An 18,228-nucleotide genomic window follows, 5' to 3' on the forward strand; every position below is an offset into this window, starting at 1 on the left:
CAACCTCACGCTTCTAATGAAAGGTTGCCATCATCGCTTATTTGGCTTTTGAAGAGGACTTCTTTTTTTGGCTTGTTTTCGTGGAAACCTTTTTCACGCTTACCGCTTTTTTTGAAACGCTTTTAGCGGATCCCTTCACATCACTTTTTGTTTTGGCTTTCGCCATAGCAACTTTCTTCACTGGTTGAGAATTACTTGTGCTTTTGGTTTTTGATGTAGTCAATTTAGACTTGCTTTTGCTTTTCGTCGCTTGATTCACTTTCAATGACATCACCTTCTTTTTTGCTACCGGTTTCGGAGATTCCTGAACGACTGTTTTCTTCGATTTCACGCTTGACGATTTTGAACTTGATTTTTTCGGCACGGTACTCACCTTTTTAGCGAAAGGTTTTTGCTCCGTTTTTTTCTTTGCGGGCGTTGCCGCTTTGCTTTGCGAAGCTTGACTGACTTTCAAGGATTTCACTGTCTTACCCTTCTTTGAAACTGCCTTTTTTTCCGGCTTTACATCTGCTGTGATAACTTGTATCGGCTTCGGTTTCTTCGTTTCAACTTGTGCAACACTGACTTTTTCATTCACCGATTTCGCTTCTTTTAAGTTTAACTCTGTGAGAAGTTGAATGAATCTCGCCAATTGAAACTCGCTTTGGGCAATTAAAGACTCCACTTGTTTCAGTTCCAAAATAGAAAGTGATCTTCCCAATTGAAGTGCCGCCATTACCATTATCCACTTTAGATGGTACTCCGCGGCTTCTTTATTAAACCAAACAATACCATTATGCAGATTTGAGCCAATCAACGCTTTTAATTCGTTGGTTGAAAGTGCCGTGAGTATGGAGTCATAAAGTGAAACAGGTGCAGTTAACAGCATTTCCGAAAAGACGGCAGCGAGCGCCGCTTCATAATTGGCACGGCCTTCATCAGCCCCGCATTCGCTGAAAAATCGGCGTGATAGCTTTATTAAGTGCCACTCGCGTGCCAAATTCTTCCTTTCTCCCTTATGAAGCAGTGATACTTCATGCATCACAAGTGCCGCATAGAAAACTCGCCAACCTTCTCCTGACTTATTTTCTTTGGGGAAAAAGGTATTTACGAGTGCCGTGAAGTCTCCTCCATTTTCAGCCTTCAGGATTTCTGATAGGGTTATTAATTTCTTTTCAAGTAACATTCCTGCCTCTTTGGATTGCAGTGGAGCGTGCGAAACTTCTGCGATGGCCTTGGCAAGTTTCTCGAAGTGGGTGTTTAATGTTAGGACTGTTTCTTTGTCACTTTTAAAAGATGTTGCATTTTGAATTACCTTCATCAACAGTTTAGGAGAAAGAATCTCTTGAACCGATTCATGAACCGGCCTTAAACTAATTTCTAGGACCGCCTCTTCAATTGAAGGAACCCCTCTACCTCCGAGCAAATGCTCCAATTCGTCATAAGGGCGCAATTTTGAGGGCACCACTTCTCGCCAATCTAAAAACACATGACTTTTGAAACCGCCAAGTTCAACAAACATTCCCTTTGCCCAGAGTTCTTTAATGGAACGGATATATTCAAGACCCGAAACTTGATCCCGAAAAACAGCAAATTGATTGTTATTATGTGAGAGCCCTAAACCCTCTCCCAATTCTCGTTGAATGACTTTTCCACCGTGAAGAAACCCGGCCGATGTTTTTATCCATCCCGATGTAGAATCATACTTGTTATTGAAAAAAACCAACGCCCGCTCTTCGCCATATCGGTTGCTGAAAGCGAAAACGTTTTCATTGACAATCCCTTCGTCATAAAAGTCATAGAGGTGGTAGTTATCAACATTGGCAAAGAGGTATCGCTTTTTTAGCAGTGGGAAGATTTCTCTTTCGTGCCGCCTAATCAGGTGTTCATCCGGAATTTCATTGTAATACGCCTTTTTGTATTCCATTCCATACTTTTCCGAAAAGCCCTCAATTTGCCCGTGCCCGAACATCGGTAAGCCCGGAAGAGTCGCCATCATCACACAAACACCAAAATATTTATCATCCTTTCCAAATTGATTGACAGCAGTTTCTTCATCAGGGTTATTCATAAAATTGACATACCGCTGAAGAATTCGCGGGTCAAACTCAAGGGTGTTTTTAATGAGATATCGGTACTCTTTATTCTCTTCTTTTTTGAACATGTGCATAAATGCACTGTTATAGACGCGGTGCATTCCCAGTGTACGCACAAAATATCCTTCAAGCATCCAAAAAGCTTCGGCGAGCAGAAGCGTATCCGGAGCTTCTTTTTGCACCCGATCCACCACCTCGCGCCAAAATTCTTCGGGCATTAGGCGGTCGAATTCCTCTTTTGTCATTGCAAATGCCGAGCGAGAAGGGATTGCACCACCTTTACCGGGTTCGGGGAACCAAAGCCGCTCGACATGAATCTTCGCAAGCACCATTGCGGCATCAAACCTGATTACGGGAAACATTTTTGCCACTTTCAAAATGGTTTGAATGACAACTTCTCGCACTTCTTCTTTCAAAAAGTTCAGTTGTGCAGTATCGTTCCAAGGCAATCCGGTGCCATCGTTGCCGTGATAAATAAACTTCACATCACCCGTCCATCGATCGAGCCGAGCAAAAACCACCGAGGCGTCTGTTTTTCTCCAGTAGCCATCTTCAAGAAATATTCCGATGCGAGGGTCTTTTGAAAGGTCAGTCCCGTTGAAAGTATAGTTAGGAAAAGGAGGATAGTCTGTGGAAAGAAACCATTCAGGATGATTGATGACCCACGAAGAGTCAAGCCCCATATGATTTGGTACCATATCGCTTGCTAAACGAACTCCAAATTTTGCAGCACGGGTTTTCAGATTTTCATAGGCTGAAACACCGCCTAATTCCTCAGCGATTTCGTATGAATCAAGTGAATACGCCGAAGCAACGGCTTCAGGGTTACCGTTGATATTTTTTATTTTTTTGGAAGCGTAACTGCGTTCCCAAATTCCAATGAACCAGAGGCCGGTAAATCCATAGCGTGAAAGCCGTTCAAGCTCTTCATCAGGTATTTGATCAAGCCTTATAATCGGCCTCCCGTATTGCTTTGAGAGCTGATCAAGCCAAACATAGGTTGACTTCGCTATGAGAACCAATCGTGGCATCCAGTTTTCATCTTTGGTATAACGCTCCGGTGCGCTGCCGTAAAGCGGGTCTGCATAATCAGCGACTTGAGGCGTTGGTTTTTCGCCCCAGCCCCAAAATTCCACGCCGCGAATTTCTTCAGGCATCTTGGCCTTATCATCTGCCGCTGCGGAAATCATCCAAAAATATTTTCCTTCTTCGCGGATATAATCCGTTGAAAGCAGAAGTTTCTTTTGAAGCGGCGTTCTTGCAATCAACTGTTCCCACTTCTGAAGCACAAATTGCAATTGACCCATAATATTATCGGGAGAGGCAAGTGCCGGCGCAAGAAGCATTTTAAGAAGCGGTTGAGAATCCGGTCCAAAAGGTGGTTGCTGGTCAAAAAAGGCGTCAGCCGTTTTGATAGATTTCGAGTATTCTGTTTCAAGCAAAAGTTCGTTATCGTCGATAAGGTCGCGAATCATTCGATAGGCAGGGTTTTGATTTTCTACCCAAAGCAGCAACATTTCTTCGAGGTTCAATTCACGATTGGGCACACCCTCCGAGCTATGGCTTAAGTAATCGTTTGCTGTAAGTTCACCGCGATACACTTGAAGAGAAGGAAAATCGGAGGCAAAGCGGCGAAAGAGCCTCTCCCCGCTTTCATCGCCAAGTGTTGAGAGAATTGCCTTTTCGCAATTTTCCATCGCCTTTGGGTTCACATCTTCTTTATATAGCCCAATGACAAAGTGAAGCACTTCATGTAGCAAGCCCATTGCATGAAGTTCCGCAGTTCTGACCAAAGCTGTTTCGGGAAGAGCTTGCGCTTTACGATATGTGTTAATCGATTCAGCGAGCTTAAGAGTGGTTTGAAAGTTTTCAGCAATTACGGTTCCTTTGATCGAAAAAAACGATTCATCGAATTGGTAAGTATCTCTCGCTTTTTTGGAAATATGAAATTCGAATTTTGGGGAAAGATTTTTTGCAGAAGTGGCTTGCAAATTCGCTTGAATGCGGCCTAAACTCATCGCTTGAATGTTTTTAGTGATAGAAAACCGCTTAAGTTAAACGGGGCGGCTCAATTGGCAAAAAAATTCATCCGCCCCGTCGTTTCAAGCAATCTTCTAGAAGAAAAAACTATACCCAACGCCGGGGTTCGGGCGCAATTTTGGTTGATGACCGGGCGCTACAAGAACCGAAGCACCTAACCGGACATTCAAGCCTTTCCAAAGAAAATAACGGGTGCCTGTTTCAAACATAAATCCACTTTCTCCTTCATATTGCTTTGAGAGTCCAAATACATAAGAAATCCCGCTGTAAAGCGCGAATTTACGATCCGATGTCACGGGCAGCCAGCCTGTAATTCCAACACGAATAAAAGTGGTACTCTCATTTTCGTTTTCGCTGTTGGTGCTGATAATCGTGGGGTAAAATCCGATGTGAAATGAGATTGCGGATATCCGATATTCAGCGCCAATAGAGGGATTTCTAAAAAAGTTAAACCCAAGTTCACGGTCAGGGATGTATGCATTTTCTTCTGTACTGCTCTGGCTTTCTGTTTGCGCAAAACTCTTTTCATTGAAGAGGAAACTTGATAAAAGAATGAAGGAAACCATCAACGCTCTTGGAACCTTGTTTTGAACTCGGCTTTTCTCCAACTCTGAATTTTCCTCTTTCACAAGCATTAAAAATACCCCCACCCCAAGCATCCAAAGAATGAAGACCGTGCTTCCCAGTTGCACTGAAATCGACGCCCATTCAATTCCAAACGCTTCAAGAATTCCAATAAGCGTCCCTATGGCACCCAAATAAGCAGGCCACGACATCCATTTCGGTAAAAAATCAAACTCACCTGATCGAATTTTGTTGGCAAAAACTATCCCATAAACCCCAAGAGTTAAAAACCCTAAGTGCTCTCCAATACTGAAACCGAAGTAAGTATGAAAAGCTTCAAAAAGAATTTCAATGGATTCTTGTTTTGTTTCCGTAACCATTGGCATCATGTATTCCTTTGCCAACATTGGGACTAAAAACACCCATCGCATAAAACCAAGCGTATTGAATAACCCCGATAACAACCCAATGCCGCTTAGGAACTCCCAATTCTTGATTCCCCTTTCATTGAGAATGCTTTGAAACAAGAGTGTTCCAAATGTAAATGCAATTGAACCCATTGTCATCAAGTACCACCATAGTTGAATTTTAAATTCATTTTGGTGGTAAACCTTTAATGTCTCCTTTGCGCCTTTTCGGAGAATATCGGGATAGGAAAATTCAATTTCCAACATTGTGAAACCCGCAAAAAGAATGAGGGAAAAAAAGATGAAAAATATTCCTGTTATTTTTGATTTCGTTACAAGAGTCATGATTATTATTGATTCGTTTTAAAAGACGTTACTTCCTTACGATTCAAAACTACCGATGAACCCACTTTTGTAACTTGACACTTTGTACCATTTCTTTGACTTATCACGACATTATGGACATATCTTCTGCCATCATCCGCGATATCCTTTTCTTTGCAGCCTCAAAAGGCACTCCGATTGAAAAGTTGACGCAATCCCTTGGCATCTCTCTGAATGATTTACACAACGATGATTATCGATTTCCCCTTGCCTTGGCAGATTTAACGTGGAGGGAATCAGTGGCTTTTACCGGAGATACTCTTCTCGGTTTGCACTCAGGTATTGCAGCGGATTTTTCCAGTGCTGGCCTTGTTGGGTTCTTAATGCAAAACAGCCCGACTCTCTACACCGCCTTACTCCGCGCATCAGAATATTATTCACTCTTCAGCAATCTGATTCATATTGAACTAATTAAAAATGGAGAACACACCGCTTTAACCCTTACTCCTATTCCTCAATTTGAATCCTGTTTCGGAGCGAAACATGCGGTTGAAGGAACAATGAGCTTCACGATGAATGCAGTAAGAAAATTGACTTCAAAAAAAATTATTCCAACCTATATTTCATTCACCACTTCATTTCCCAAGGAGATAGAATCATACGAATCAATTTTTCAATCAAACATTGACTTTGGGGCAAAATCAAACTGTATTCGTTTTCGCAATCAGGATTTAGAGCTTCCAGTGATTACCTATAATCGACATCTCTATGACCTTTTAAATCAAGAAGCATCGAGGTTACTTGTTACTCAAAAAAATCTCCCGATTTTGGTTTTAGAAGTTCAACACTGCTTAAACCAATTATTTCAATCTGAATTCCCTCACCTTGAGCTTGTTGCTCGAAAACTTAAAAAAAGCACTCGTTCTCTTCAGCGCGAATTGCAAGAACTTGGCTTTACTTTTCAGGATATTTTAGAAGAAACGCGGAAGGAAATCGCTTTGGCTTATGTGCAAAATCCGAAATATTCGTTTTCTGAAATTGCCTTTCTTTTAGGCTACGCTGAGTCAAGTATTTTCACTCGCTCTTTTAAGCGTTGGACCGGTAAAACACCAAAAGAATTCAGGGAATCGAAGAAATAGGGTTTATGATTGGATAAAGAGCTTGAAGAATTCACCTTTTCTTAGAAACAAAAACAGCCTCTTGCGAGGCTGTTTTTGAAAAAAAATAATTTACTTCTTGTCGGCTTCGAGTGCATCTTTTTTGGCCAAAAGTTCTTCCTGTGTTTCAGGGAAGTTTTCATCGGCAACGCAGCAGTCAACCGGGCAAACTGCTGCACATTGCGGTTCTTCGTGAAAACCTACACACTCTGTGCACTTATCCGGCACAATGTAATAGATGCTGTCAGAAAGCGGTTCGTAGGTTTCGCCGTAAAGTGACCAGTTTTTTCCGCCTTCATAGATAGCGGTATTTGGACATTCTGGTTCGCATGCACCACAATTGATGCATTCTTCAGTAATCTTGAGAGCCATTTTTATTCCTCCTAGGATTGATTGATGATTGATAACAAGAAAAAAAACTCCTTTATTCTCTGGCTTTGGATGCGAGAGAGATTCTCATAAACTTTTATGTTCTAGAGATTTACGACGCGAATATTAAAAAAAATTCGTTCATAAACGTTCTAAAAAACGCTTTATTTCGCTTGTTTTCGCTATTTGGAAGAAGTCTAAATTGGAATTTTATTACACGGTTTCAATGAGCATTGCACAGGCTTCGCCGCCGCCGATACAAATTGCCGCGATACCGCGCTTTAACCCTCGCTCATGAAGCGCATGAACCAACGTCACCAAAATTCGATTTCCTGATGCACCGATAGGATGACCTAAAGCAACTGCCCCACCGTTGATATTGACTTTCGTATGATCTATGCCAAAACTTTTTTGTGCTGCCATAGTTACAACAGCAAAAGCTTCATTGATTTCGAAAAGGTCAATCTCTTTCGGCGTAAGCCCTGTTTTTTTGAAGAGCTTTTCCATTGCATCAATCGGTGCGGTTGTAAATCGAATCGGGTCTTTTGCTGCCGCTGTAAAGGCAATAATCTTTGCAAGTGGTTTTAATCCTCGCGTGCGAACGGCTTCACCTGAGGCCAATACGGTTGCAGATGCGCCGTCATTTATTTTAGAAGAATTCGCGGGTGTTACTGTTCCATCTTTCGAAAAAGCAGGCTTTAATTGGGGAATTTTGTCAGGCTTAAAGTTTTTGGGTTCATCATCTTCAATAATCGTCACGGTCTTTCCTTTTTCCTCCCACGAGACCGCGGTTAATTGCGAAGCAAATTTACCCTCCGATTGTGCTTTTCTGGCGCGTTCATAACTCATAACGGTAAATTCATCTTGCGCTTCACGAGAGATTTGGCATTCTTTGGCGCATAGATCGGCTGCATTACCCATCAAAACTTTGTTATACACATCAGTTAAGCCATCGTATTGAATGCTGTCTAACACTTCGGCATTGCCATAGCGATATCCGTTTCGTGCTTTTGGCAACAAATATGGCGCATTCGACATTGATTCCATTCCCCCGCTTACGCCAATGGCAACCTCGCCCAATTGAATATTTTGAGCCAGAAGCATCGTTGCTTTAAGCCCCGAACCACAAACTTTATTTACAGTTGTGGCAACGGAAGAATCGGGCACACCGGCAAATTTCATTGCCTGCCGTGCCGGTGCTTGTCCTACCCCAGCAGTGAGAACGTTCCCCATTACACATTCTTCAATATCACTCGGTGAAAGCGCTGAAGCCTCAATGGCCGCTTTTATAGCAAGAGATCCTAATTCCGGGGCCGTTTTAGTAGAAAGGCTTCCCATAAGGCTGCCAATAGGGGTACGTTTTGCAGAGAGAATAAAAACTTCGTTCATTGTTCTTTTATCACCGTTAAAGTTTGTGGGCAAAAGTAAAAAAAATTATGCGTTGACCAAGCCTGAAGTTACTTTCGTGGAGATAAAAAAACCTCGCCGGAGCGAGGCTTCAAAATGGCAGATTTTGAGATCCTACGGTTGAATTCGAATCACCTTGATGGTTGTCCATTCTTTATCGCCATCGTCATATTCAATATAAATTTGGCCGTCGTTATTTATCTTGGCGATTTTCCCCCAATAGTAAACTTTGCCATTTTGCCAACGTGCATTTACCCGAGTGCCAATATCTACTCTAAGCGGCATCAAATCTTTATAAGTAACCCACGCGATGTCGCCATCTAAATACTTAACATGAACTTTCCCGTCAGCAATTTCATCGATAACTGCCGGATAAAAAAATGGCTCGGTAAGCCAACGCGCCATTACCGGATTCCCTACTTTCCATTCCGTGTTTTCTAAACCCGAACTGCTCCCTTTTTCTTGTGCAAAAAGAAATGAAGTTGAAGGAATTAGGAGAACAATGAGATAAAAGAACTTCCTTAACGAAAAAATTTGAGAAGACTTTATTTGAATAGGCATCGTTATTTCTGTTTAAGTTAAAAAAAACATGAAAACGAGTTGCCTGAGAAGAAATGTATAAGAAAGCGGATAAATAATATTGTAATCTATTTCAATAAAATGAAAAAACCTCGCCGGAGCGAGGTTTTTAAACATTGAATCACGTGAACTCATTTACAAGGCCTTGAATTCGATGCGTCGATTTCTTGCACGCCCTTCCTCAGTGTTATTGTCATCAATCGGTTCATCTTGACCCGCTCCTCGAATCTGTAATCGACTTGAATCTACTTTCTTTCGAACCAAATAGTCTTTAACTGCTTTAGCGCGGTCTAATGAAAGCTTTGCGTTTAATTCCATACCACGCTTTGCATTTTGCTCGTCCGTTTCATTCCCCCTTTTTGCCGGGCCTGTGTTATCGGTATGGCCGGAGATTTCCAACTTCAATTCTTTTCGAACATACATTTTAAGTGCAATGCTATCCAATTTTGGCAAAAATGCCTTTTCAATTTTTGCACTTCCCGTTGCAAATTCCACCTTAATGGTTAGGGTTTCGCCGGATTCGATATTTGCGATATCTTTCGCCTTTACCTCTTCAGAAAGTGTTACCGGCCCGCCGCCCCCTGTGGCAGTAAGCGTAAAGGTTGTGGTTTCATCAACTGTAACATACTTATACCCTGAAGCAGAAACTGTTCCAACACCCGATATTGAAACGGATTCGGCATTTTTGGATTCCCATTGCAATTTTACCTGTGTCCCTTCACCACGAGCGACAATTTTCGGATAAACGGTGAATTTTGTAACGGAAACCGGTTCTTTAACCTCAACTGAAACTGTTTTGGTTACGGGCTTCCCGTCTTTTCCGGTTGCAGAAATTGTAAAGGTTTTGTTCTCTGTTACAGGCACTTCTTTCGATCCTTTTGTGGATACACCCCCAAGTTCAGCAATCATCGCCGTATCGGCACCGGTGACTTCCCAAGAAAGCGTTGCGGAAGTTTGTTTTCCTCGAACCAGCGACGAAGGCGATGCAGTGAACGACTGAATCACAGCCGGAGGCAAAACGGCGGCAATTGGTACGGGGGTCATTTCTTTAGGTGCTTCGGCAGTACTTGAATTTTCACCAAAGTAGAAATTCATTCCTAAAGTGAGCGTGAAATACATATCATTGCTCTCGTTTTGCTTATCAGTCAGAGTCGGGAAACCGCCAACAAATGTTCCACTATAGGGAGCCGCTTCCATTCGGTCAGAAAGCAAATAGGTGTAAGTCAGGTTCGCATCAAAGCTGACCTTTTTATTCAAAAAGAATTCAAAACCGGCACCACCGCTCAGACCCAAACTCATAGACCGATCGATAAAGCGGGTGTTTTCTACCAATTCGCCGCCATTTCTTGAAATTGTGGGTGAACCGGGGAATAAAAATGAAGCCCCCACATGCGCATACGGGTTGACAGTTTCGTCAAGAAAAAAATTATACTGAATGCCAAGATTTCCAACGAGCGCTATCTGATCACCTAATCCTAAGCGACCAAAACCGGTGTATGTTTCTTCTCTTTCAGAAAGATACAACCCTTCAGCACGTAGCCTTACATTGATTTCAGGGGTAATAAAATACTTGCCTTGAACGCCAAACGCTGCACCGGTTTTATAAGGATAATCGATTGTTGGGAAGTTCATCCCACCAAAAAAGCCAAATCCCCATTCTGCACCGCGTAGCTGCGCTTGGACTTGTGAAGTTGAAATTGCCATCATCACAAGCAAAACGAGTTTACTCACTTTTGTTTTCATACAATATTTATTAATCTGTGAAAAATAAAATAAATCGTAAAAACCTAACCGGATTGAAGTATTCATTGCCAAGTTTTTTTACAAGCCAATAGACTTCGATTATCCTATTTCAAAACTTTAGAGGTGTCAATCCAAGAACCTCCTCAAAAGCCGCGCGAATTTAGAGAAAAACACACTTAAACGGAAAACTTTTTCACCCTTGGGGTTGGTTGCTCGAGTTGAATATTCGAATCCCTACATTTTTCCACGAAAAAGCATCAAAAAATATCCCGTTTTATTGGAAGGGTTTGAAATAAGTTTATCTTAATGAAAAAGAAATTCTTGAGAATATTTTTTATTTAATCCTGTGCCAATTTCTTCTGTTATTATCGTTGGAGCGGGAATAAGCGGTCTTTTGGCCGGCACGGTTTTGCAAAAAAACGGTATTCAAGTTACCCTTATTGATAAAGGCCGTGGTGTCGGTGGAAGGCTTGCAACACGGCGGATGGATGAAAGGATCTTTGACCACGGCGCCCAATATTTTACCGCCCACGACTCGCGTTTCCAAAAGTTTATTGATGAACTTCTGGAATTGGGAATTATTCGAGTTTGGACGCGTGAATTCCACTCAGGAACCGCGAACTCATTTATGAGCGATAACCCGCGATACATTGCCCCTCAAGGGATGACCGCAGTTGCAAAGCATTTTGCGAAATTCCTTGATGTGAGAACCTCTGAACAAGTTGTTTTTGTTTCTCGAAATAAGCATTCTTGGCAAGTTGAAACTGAAAGCGGCCTGACTCTTTCGGCAGATGCCTTAATTCTTACGCCGCCTTTACCGCAATCTTTGGCTCTCCTTCAAACTGCAAATTTTGAACTTGACCCCATTCATCGTGAAGAGCTGCAACGAATCACTTATCAAGCCTGCTTTTCGCTATTGGTATCAATGAATGAAACAAGTCAAATACCTTCTCCCGGTGGGATTTGGTTTACCACCGACCCTAAAATTAAGTGGATAGCCGATAATTATATGAAAGGAATTTCTCCTTCACCTTGTATTACCGTACAATCAAGCGGAGAATTTGCTTTGAATTTTTGGGAAACGCCGGATGAAGAAATAGCGAATGAACTGCTTTCAGCAATAAAACCTTATGTGAATGGGAGTGTATTGCGTTACGAGCTTAAGCGCTGGCGCTACGCCTTTGCATCAACATTTTATCATGCCCCCTACGAAATTTTAAACTCGGATCCCCCGCTCGCTTTAGCCGGAGATGCCTTTTATGCGCCAAGGGTCGAGGGTGGTGCAATCAGTGGAATCTCTGTCGCAGAAGCACTTCTAAAACTTCCTTGATTACTTCCATTTAAAGGAAAACTAAACGATTGGTTAGGCGGTAAAGAAAAGATTGTCCAATAGCCTCACCCCTTCAACTCTGACCGTAACCAGCAAAACATATTCTACACCCTTTTCTAACTTTTCGGGCGTTTGGAAATCGTTTAATCGAACAATGTCGAGATAATCAATTGTCAGTTTCGAGAAAGTTTTCAATTCGCTTTCTACCGCAAGGAGCAACTTTTCCATATCTCGCTCTCCGGAATCAATTGAATGCTTTGCGTTGAAAATCGCCTTCGAGATGACCCCCGCTTGTTGCCGTGACTCCTCAGTTAAATACATATTTCTTGAACTCATCGCCAGCCCATTCGGTTCGCGCACTATTTCCCCGCCAAGAATTTCAATATCAAGATTTAAATCTTCGGTCATTCTTTTGATCACCGCAAATTGCTGTGCATCCTTTTTTCCGAACACCGCAACTTCAGGCATCACCGTTCCAAAAAGTTTCATCACAACGGTTGAAACCCCGCGAAAATGACCGGGTCGAATGGCGCCCTCAAAACGCTCCGTGAGGCCTTCAACTGAGACAAAGGTTTGGTGAGACTCTGCGTAAAAGTCGCTTGCTTCCGGCAAAAAAAGAACATCGACTCCTGCATTTTCAGCAAGCGCGGTATCTTTCTCTATCGGGCGTGGGTATTTTGAAAAATCTTCATTCTTGCCGAATTGTAACGGGTTTACAAAAATCGACAATACAACAAGGTTCGCGCGAGTCTTAGCGAGGCTAATCAAACTTAAGTGCCCTTGATGCAATGCACCCATTGTTGGCACAAACCCAATCGTTTTGCCCCTTCGCCTCTCATTTCGCGAAAATTGTTGCATTTCAGCCGAACCTTTAATAATGTTCATAACAGATTAGATTGCGGTTTATTCGTCAATGTCTTCTTCTGTCTTCATACCAAGCGATTCTGAAGTGTCCATTTCATTATCATTTTTTCCGGCAACAATCAACACAAATTCGCCCAGCGTTTTTTTGGACGAAATTGCAGAGGCTAATTCGCTTGCTTTACCGATGCGGATTTCCTCGAATTTTTTGGTCAGTTCTCTTGCAATCATCACATCACGATTCCCAAAAAAACGGTCGATTTCCTCCAAAAGTCGCATCACACGATGCGGAGATTCATAAAAAACAATAGCTGATTCTAACCCTGCAAGCAATTGCAAACGTGTTTGCCGACCCTTTTTGTGGGGCAAAAATCCCTCGAATGTGAATCGATTGCACGGGATAGGGCATGCCGAAAGTGCCGCAACCGCTGCTGAGACTCCCGGAATCGGAATGACACGGAGATTTCGTTTGTGGGCTTCGCGAATAAGAATAAAGCCGGGGTCAGAAATTGACGGGGTGCCGGCGTCGCTGATGAGTGCCGCTGCTTCGCCGTTTTCAATATGTGTTAAAATTCTTTCTGATGCTCCGCGCTCATTAAAATTATGATAACTCACCAGAGCCTTGCCCTCGATACCGAAGTGACGAAGAAGCTTTAAACTTTCACGGGTATCTTCACACGCAATTAGAGTGACGGATTTGAGGGTTTTGATTGCACGGAGGGTAATGTCTTCGAGATTTCCGATTGGCGTAGCAACGACATAAAGCGCCGGCTCAATCTTTTCGTTCTGATTCTCGATATCCAATTTTTTTTCAGGTTGAATGGTTTTTGACTAATCTATTGCCTCCAAACGAACCTTCAAAAGAAAATCTTTAAAAGTCAATTGAAACCCGGGCTTCCGGTTGCAAATACCCCGTCATTGGATTTTGAGACATTTGAAAATAGGCTCTAACCGATTTGTTGTACTCGGCTGTGCTCCATATTGCATCAGCAAGGCTTAAGACGTGATTTAGAATAATGATGCTTATGAATGTGGAGGCCGAACTTAAGATGTCATTGGCATTTTGACGAATTTGAGCGTACTCTTGTCCAAATAGCCCTTCATACACGGCGAAATTCGCGCTTAAACGTGACTCGTCATAATCATCCCACCCAATAAAAAAATTGTCGTATTTGCCAATAAGTTCATAATACTGTTGGGAACCAAAAGAAGGCAAGGTATGGGAGAGTGCATTCCCGTTGGAATAGAGCGCAAGTCGCTCAAACTGATTGAGCGTTCGAAAATCCTTTTGAGCAATCGCAGTTAAATCCATTGTGGCTGCTAATTCAGAAAGCGGTTTGCCGTTTGAGGCTAAGCGAGAATCGGAAGCATAAATTGTCTTTAACCGTTCGGCATAACGAAGAGGGCTCCAGCGGTCGTTGGCAATCGCCACAAAATTTTGTTCCGCACGATGTCCTTCATTCAGTAAGCTGATATGACGGTACCAGAGAAATCCTTCAATGGCAATAAACATCGCGGCTTTCCAATAGCTTTCTGCATAAAGTTCGCCCAGCCCCGGCACAACCGCCGAAAAGACTGCGGCTAAAAACGGCGAGCGGAGCTTTAGTTCTCCGTCTTTTTCGCTTTCTAACGCATACCCCAAGGCAACGCGGTTCATTTCTATTTGAAGCGCTTCTTTTGTCTCATGTTGCGAAAAAGAGGCTTGATTCAACTTTTCTTTTTGGCTAAAAAACTTTAATGGCTTTTTTTTCACCAATGTTTCTTCCTCTTCATTGAATCGATAAACGGAGGTTTTTGCAAATGCCTGAAGTTTTGAAACCGGATGCATGATCGAGATAATCATAACCGCCACATAAAGAGACTTCTTAAATCCTTGAGAGCAAATCAAAGAATCTTGGTTCATTTTTGAAATTCGGTTGCTTTGAAGAATCTGTTTTGAAAGGCTGTAAGAAAAGCAAAGGTTATCTTCTATGAAGGGATAAGTTTTTCCTACGGCGTTGTTATAGATGCTTAAGACAATCGTTATAAAGCTTTTCTTTATCAACCGCAACAGCCCCTACTTCGGCACACACGATGCCCGCTGCGATATTTGCCATTCGAGTTGCTTGAAGAATTGGCATACCCGCAGCAAGCCCGGTAGAAAGCACACCGATAACGGTATCGCCTGCGCCAGAAACATCCGCAACTTCCAACGCCATAGTCGGAATGTGAATCGGTGATTTTTCAAAAACTGTTACGCCCTTTTCGCTTCGCGTCAGTACAATTGCTTTGGCTTTTGTTTTGGCTTGCAAGAGTTTGCAAGCTTTTGCAATGTTTTCATCGGTATTCGAAAATTTAATCCCTAAAGCATCGGAGGTTTCTTTTAAGTTGGGCTTAAATACTGTCACGCCTTGATAAGCAAAAAAGTTATCATGTTTAGGATCTACGGCAATGGGAATATCATTCTTTTTGGCAAATGTGATAACCTTTGTGATGAGAGACGGTGTCAAAACGCCTTTGTTGTAGTCTTCCAAAATAATGGCGTGCAAGCCTTTGGAATTTTCTTTGAGGTGAGTAAGAATCAAAGTTTCCACTTTTTGTGAAATTCCTTTTCGTTCCTCAGAGTCAATTCGGACAATATGATGATTTTGAGCGATTACACGGGTTTTGCAGGTTGTTGGCCGAGCTTCGTCGGTCACCAAAAACTCACCGGTTAAACCCGAGCTTTCCAATTCCTGTTTTAGAAGCTGGGCTTCATCGTCTTTACCTATGACACCAATCAACATTGCTTTTGCACCTAAAGCATGAATATTAATCGCGACATTGGCGGCACCGCCTAAACGATAACTTTGCGAAGAGACATCGATAATCGGAACCGGTGCCTCAGGAGAAATTCTGGAAACCTTCCCAAAAATGTATTTATCGAGCATAACATCCCCAATAACGGCGATGGTCAACTCTTGAAAGGACTTGAATAGACGGGAAAGTGATGACGAATTCATAACCTAATCTTCAAATTTGGGGCGCAATATACAATCGCTTCACTATTACAAATATCGATTTCTCATATCAAAATGGGCAGTGTTTGGGTTCAAATAATATGCGTTTGGATTCTGTTGGAATATTTATATTCCAAAAAGTAACATTCATTTTAACACTTTTTTCTATCCGGTTTTTTTATAACCCAATAGATGATATAGGCGAATGCGTGCTCTGATTTTAAGCACCTTTGGCTTAATGCACTATCGAATGAGGGTTATCAATTATTTAATAGAAAAAGTTGATTCCGATGACAAATAAAATTCATATTCTCGATCAAGTTGGGCTTGATAATGCCGTATTGCAACACGGTTTGATTCTCTTGAATCATGTTTTTGAGTATCATTCCCCGCTTGAGTGCAAGCATTTTTTGGAAGAAACGCTCCATTCAGATTCCTTAAGTGATTCGAAATTCTTACTTCTTGTTGATCCGTTTACTTTTCACCGTGCTAAACGGCTGGTTCCTTTCCAATTGGAAAAAAACATTGCGATTGTTGTTATTGCGTCACATCACGAATTAGAAACTGAGTTTGATTGCACCGAGGTTTTGGGGTCAAACGAAGTGATTGATGTTGTTGAGGCACCAATAAGCCCAAATTCATTCTCAATCATCCTTCGGCGGGCAGAGCTCCACTTTCAAAATCAGCATCGTTTTGATCTTTTGAGCCTTGATTCACTCGAGCAGAGAAATGAACTAAAAAAACTCAACGATCTTGGGATTGCGCTTTCGGTTGAGCAAGATGTGGTGAAGCTATTGGATATGATACTGACGGTGAGTATGGAATTCACCAATGCAGACGCGGGCAGTATGTATATCGTTGAGGATAAGCAAGGTGTTCAACCTGACCCTACCAACTACTTTACCAATAAGCAGTTTCGCTTTAAGCATGCCAAAAATTTCAGCCGCGAAGTTCCATTTAAGGAAATGACTTTTCCGATTACGAGAAACAGCATCGCAGGTTATACCGCACTCTCGGCTGAAACGCTCAATTTACCGGATGTGTATTTTATTCCACAAGGCTCTGAGTTTTCATTTGGCGGAAGAGGGTTTGATAGCGCAATTAACTATCGCACAAAATCGATGCTTGTCGTGCCGATGTTGAACCATCAAAAAGAAGTTATTGGGGTCATTCAATTGATTAATAAGAAGAAAGATGCCTCTCTTAAACTGAATACGCCGGAGGAAGCCGATTCCATCGTGATTCCATTTACAAGAAAAGATGAACGGCTTATTTCCTCTCTGGCCTCACAAGCAGCGGTTACGCTTGAAAATCAAATTCTATTTGAATCTCATAAAATTCTTCTTGAGTCTTTTATTCGTCTTATTGCAGAGGCGATTGATAAAAAGTCGGCTTATACCGGTGGCCATTGTAACCGTGTCCCGATTCTTACCGAAATGCTTGCCAAAGCGGCGGTGGAATCAACCTCTGAACCATTTAAGGAATTTTCACTCACCTCAGAACAGTGGTACGAATTGCATATCGCGGCGTGGCTACATGATTGCGGAAAAGTCGTAACGCCTGTGCATGTAATGGATAAAGCTACCAAACTTGAAACCATTTACGACCGAATCAATACTGTCAAAGCCAGATTTGAGGTTTTGAAAAGAGATGCCCAAATTGATTACTTGACGGCACTCCAGCGAAACGGCAAATCTCACGATCAGATTGATGCCGAGTATCAGGCGACTTTGAAATCGATTGAAGAGGATTCGAAATTTATTGAGGAAGTCAATATTGGCGGCGAATTTTTAAGTGATGAAAAAATCGCTCGAATTAAGTCCATCGGTGCTCGCAAAATTAAAATGAATGGCACTGAAACCACTTTGCTCACTGAAGAAGAAGTGTATAATCTTTCGATTCGCCGCGGAACACTTTCGAATGAAGAGCGGAAGATTATCAATGACCACATTGTTGTAACCATTGAAATGCTCGAAAAACTGCCTTTCCCACGTAATCTTTTACGGGTTCCGGAATATGCCGGAGGGCATCACGAAAAAATGGATGGTACCGGTTATCCGAAAGGGCTTACCAAAGATCAAATGTCAATTCCCGCAAGAATTATGGCAATTGCCGATGTTTTTGAAGCCTTAACCGCGGTTGACCGTCCGTATAAAAAAGGCAAAACGCTCAGCGAATCAATGAATATTATGGCCAAAATGAAAGAAGAACACCATCTTGACCCTGAGCTTTTAGACCTCTTTGTGACCTCAGGCGTATATAAAGAATATGCTAAAAAATTCATGCAGCCTGAACTGATCGATGAAGTTGATGAAACTCGAATTCTAAACGCGAAACCGAAACCCTCAAACGGTGAGGCAAAGCGCCCTGCAATGGCTCATTAACAAGCTTTAC

General features: G+C 42.2%; 13 protein-coding genes. 3 read left to right on the top strand and 10 right to left on the bottom strand.

What is annotated here, in order from left to right; all coding sequences use genetic code 11:
• Window positions 1-37 precede the first annotated feature (37 nt).
• The gene (locus SFU91_07725; protein ID MDX2128907.1) at window positions 38-4,093 is read right to left on the bottom strand and encodes an alpha-amylase family glycosyl hydrolase; all 4,056 of its coding nucleotides are present in this window, start codon (window positions 4,091-4,093) and stop codon (window positions 38-40) included.
• Between the two features lie 96 nt (window positions 4,094-4,189).
• The gene (locus tag SFU91_07730) at window positions 4,190-5,431 is read right to left on the bottom strand and encodes a DUF4386 family protein (protein ID MDX2128908.1); all 1,242 of its coding nucleotides are present in this window, start codon (window positions 5,429-5,431) and stop codon (window positions 4,190-4,192) included.
• Window positions 5,432-5,544: 113 nt separating this feature from the next.
• Here SFU91_07730 and SFU91_07735 point away from each other — a divergent pair, with 113 nt between their 5' ends.
• Window positions 5,545-6,549, top strand: coding sequence for an AraC family transcriptional regulator (locus SFU91_07735; GenBank protein MDX2128909.1), 1,005 nt, complete (start codon window positions 5,545-5,547; stop codon window positions 6,547-6,549).
• Between the two features lie 90 nt (window positions 6,550-6,639).
• Here SFU91_07735 and SFU91_07740 read toward each other — a convergent pair whose 3' ends face one another.
• The 4 genes from SFU91_07740 to SFU91_07755 form a co-directional block, all read right to left on the bottom strand.
• Complete coding sequence (locus SFU91_07740; protein MDX2128910.1) at window positions 6,640-6,939, bottom strand: YfhL family 4Fe-4S dicluster ferredoxin; 300 nt, start codon at window positions 6,937-6,939, stop codon at window positions 6,640-6,642.
• A gap of 210 nt (window positions 6,940-7,149) precedes the next feature.
• Window positions 7,150-8,325: a thiolase family protein gene (locus tag SFU91_07745; GenBank protein ID MDX2128911.1), complete on the bottom strand. Its 1,176-nt coding sequence runs from the start codon at window positions 8,323-8,325 to the stop codon at window positions 7,150-7,152.
• A 132-nt stretch (window positions 8,326-8,457) separates the two neighbouring features.
• Window positions 8,458-8,904: a tudor domain-containing protein gene (locus tag SFU91_07750; GenBank protein ID MDX2128912.1), complete on the bottom strand. Its 447-nt coding sequence runs from the start codon at window positions 8,902-8,904 to the stop codon at window positions 8,458-8,460.
• A 153-nt stretch (window positions 8,905-9,057) separates the two neighbouring features.
• Window positions 9,058-10,665 (bottom strand): OmpA family protein, encoded by a 1,608-nt coding sequence (locus SFU91_07755; GenBank protein MDX2128913.1) that lies wholly within the window; start codon window positions 10,663-10,665, stop codon window positions 9,058-9,060.
• Between the two features lie 346 nt (window positions 10,666-11,011).
• Between SFU91_07755 and SFU91_07760 the strand changes: the two genes are divergently transcribed.
• Window positions 11,012-11,995: an FAD-dependent oxidoreductase gene (locus tag SFU91_07760; protein MDX2128914.1), complete on the top strand. Its 984-nt coding sequence runs from the start codon at window positions 11,012-11,014 to the stop codon at window positions 11,993-11,995.
• A 33-nt stretch (window positions 11,996-12,028) separates the two neighbouring features.
• Here SFU91_07760 and panC read toward each other — a convergent pair whose 3' ends face one another.
• The 4 genes from panC to rfaE1 all read right to left on the bottom strand — a co-directional run bounded on the left by panC (window position 12,029) and on the right by rfaE1 (window position 15,837).
• Window positions 12,029-12,880, bottom strand: a complete 852-nt coding sequence (gene panC / locus SFU91_07765) for a pantoate--beta-alanine ligase (GenBank protein MDX2128915.1) — start codon at window positions 12,878-12,880, stop codon at window positions 12,029-12,031.
• Between the two features lie 18 nt (window positions 12,881-12,898).
• Window positions 12,899-13,660 carry a 16S rRNA (cytidine(1402)-2'-O)-methyltransferase gene (rsmI, locus tag SFU91_07770; GenBank protein MDX2128916.1) on the bottom strand — a complete coding sequence of 254 codons (762 nt, stop codon included), beginning with the start codon at window positions 13,658-13,660 and terminating at the stop codon, window positions 12,899-12,901.
• A gap of 67 nt (window positions 13,661-13,727) precedes the next feature.
• Window positions 13,728-14,759 carry a hypothetical protein gene (locus SFU91_07775; GenBank protein MDX2128917.1) on the bottom strand — a complete coding sequence of 344 codons (1,032 nt, stop codon included), beginning with the start codon at window positions 14,757-14,759 and terminating at the stop codon, window positions 13,728-13,730.
• 97 nt (window positions 14,760-14,856) lie between these two features.
• Window positions 14,857-15,837, bottom strand: a complete 981-nt coding sequence (gene rfaE1 / locus SFU91_07780) for a D-glycero-beta-D-manno-heptose-7-phosphate kinase (GenBank protein ID MDX2128918.1) — start codon at window positions 15,835-15,837, stop codon at window positions 14,857-14,859.
• A 287-nt stretch (window positions 15,838-16,124) separates the two neighbouring features.
• Here rfaE1 and SFU91_07785 point away from each other — a divergent pair, with 287 nt between their 5' ends.
• Window positions 16,125-18,218 carry an HD domain-containing phosphohydrolase gene (locus SFU91_07785; protein MDX2128919.1) on the top strand — a complete coding sequence of 698 codons (2,094 nt, stop codon included), beginning with the start codon at window positions 16,125-16,127 and terminating at the stop codon, window positions 18,216-18,218.
• Window positions 18,219-18,228 lie beyond the last annotated feature (10 nt).

The sequence above is a fragment of the Chloroherpetonaceae bacterium genome (assembly GCA_033763895.1).
GTDB lineage: Bacteria > Bacteroidota > Chlorobiia > Chlorobiales > Thermochlorobacteraceae > JANRJQ01.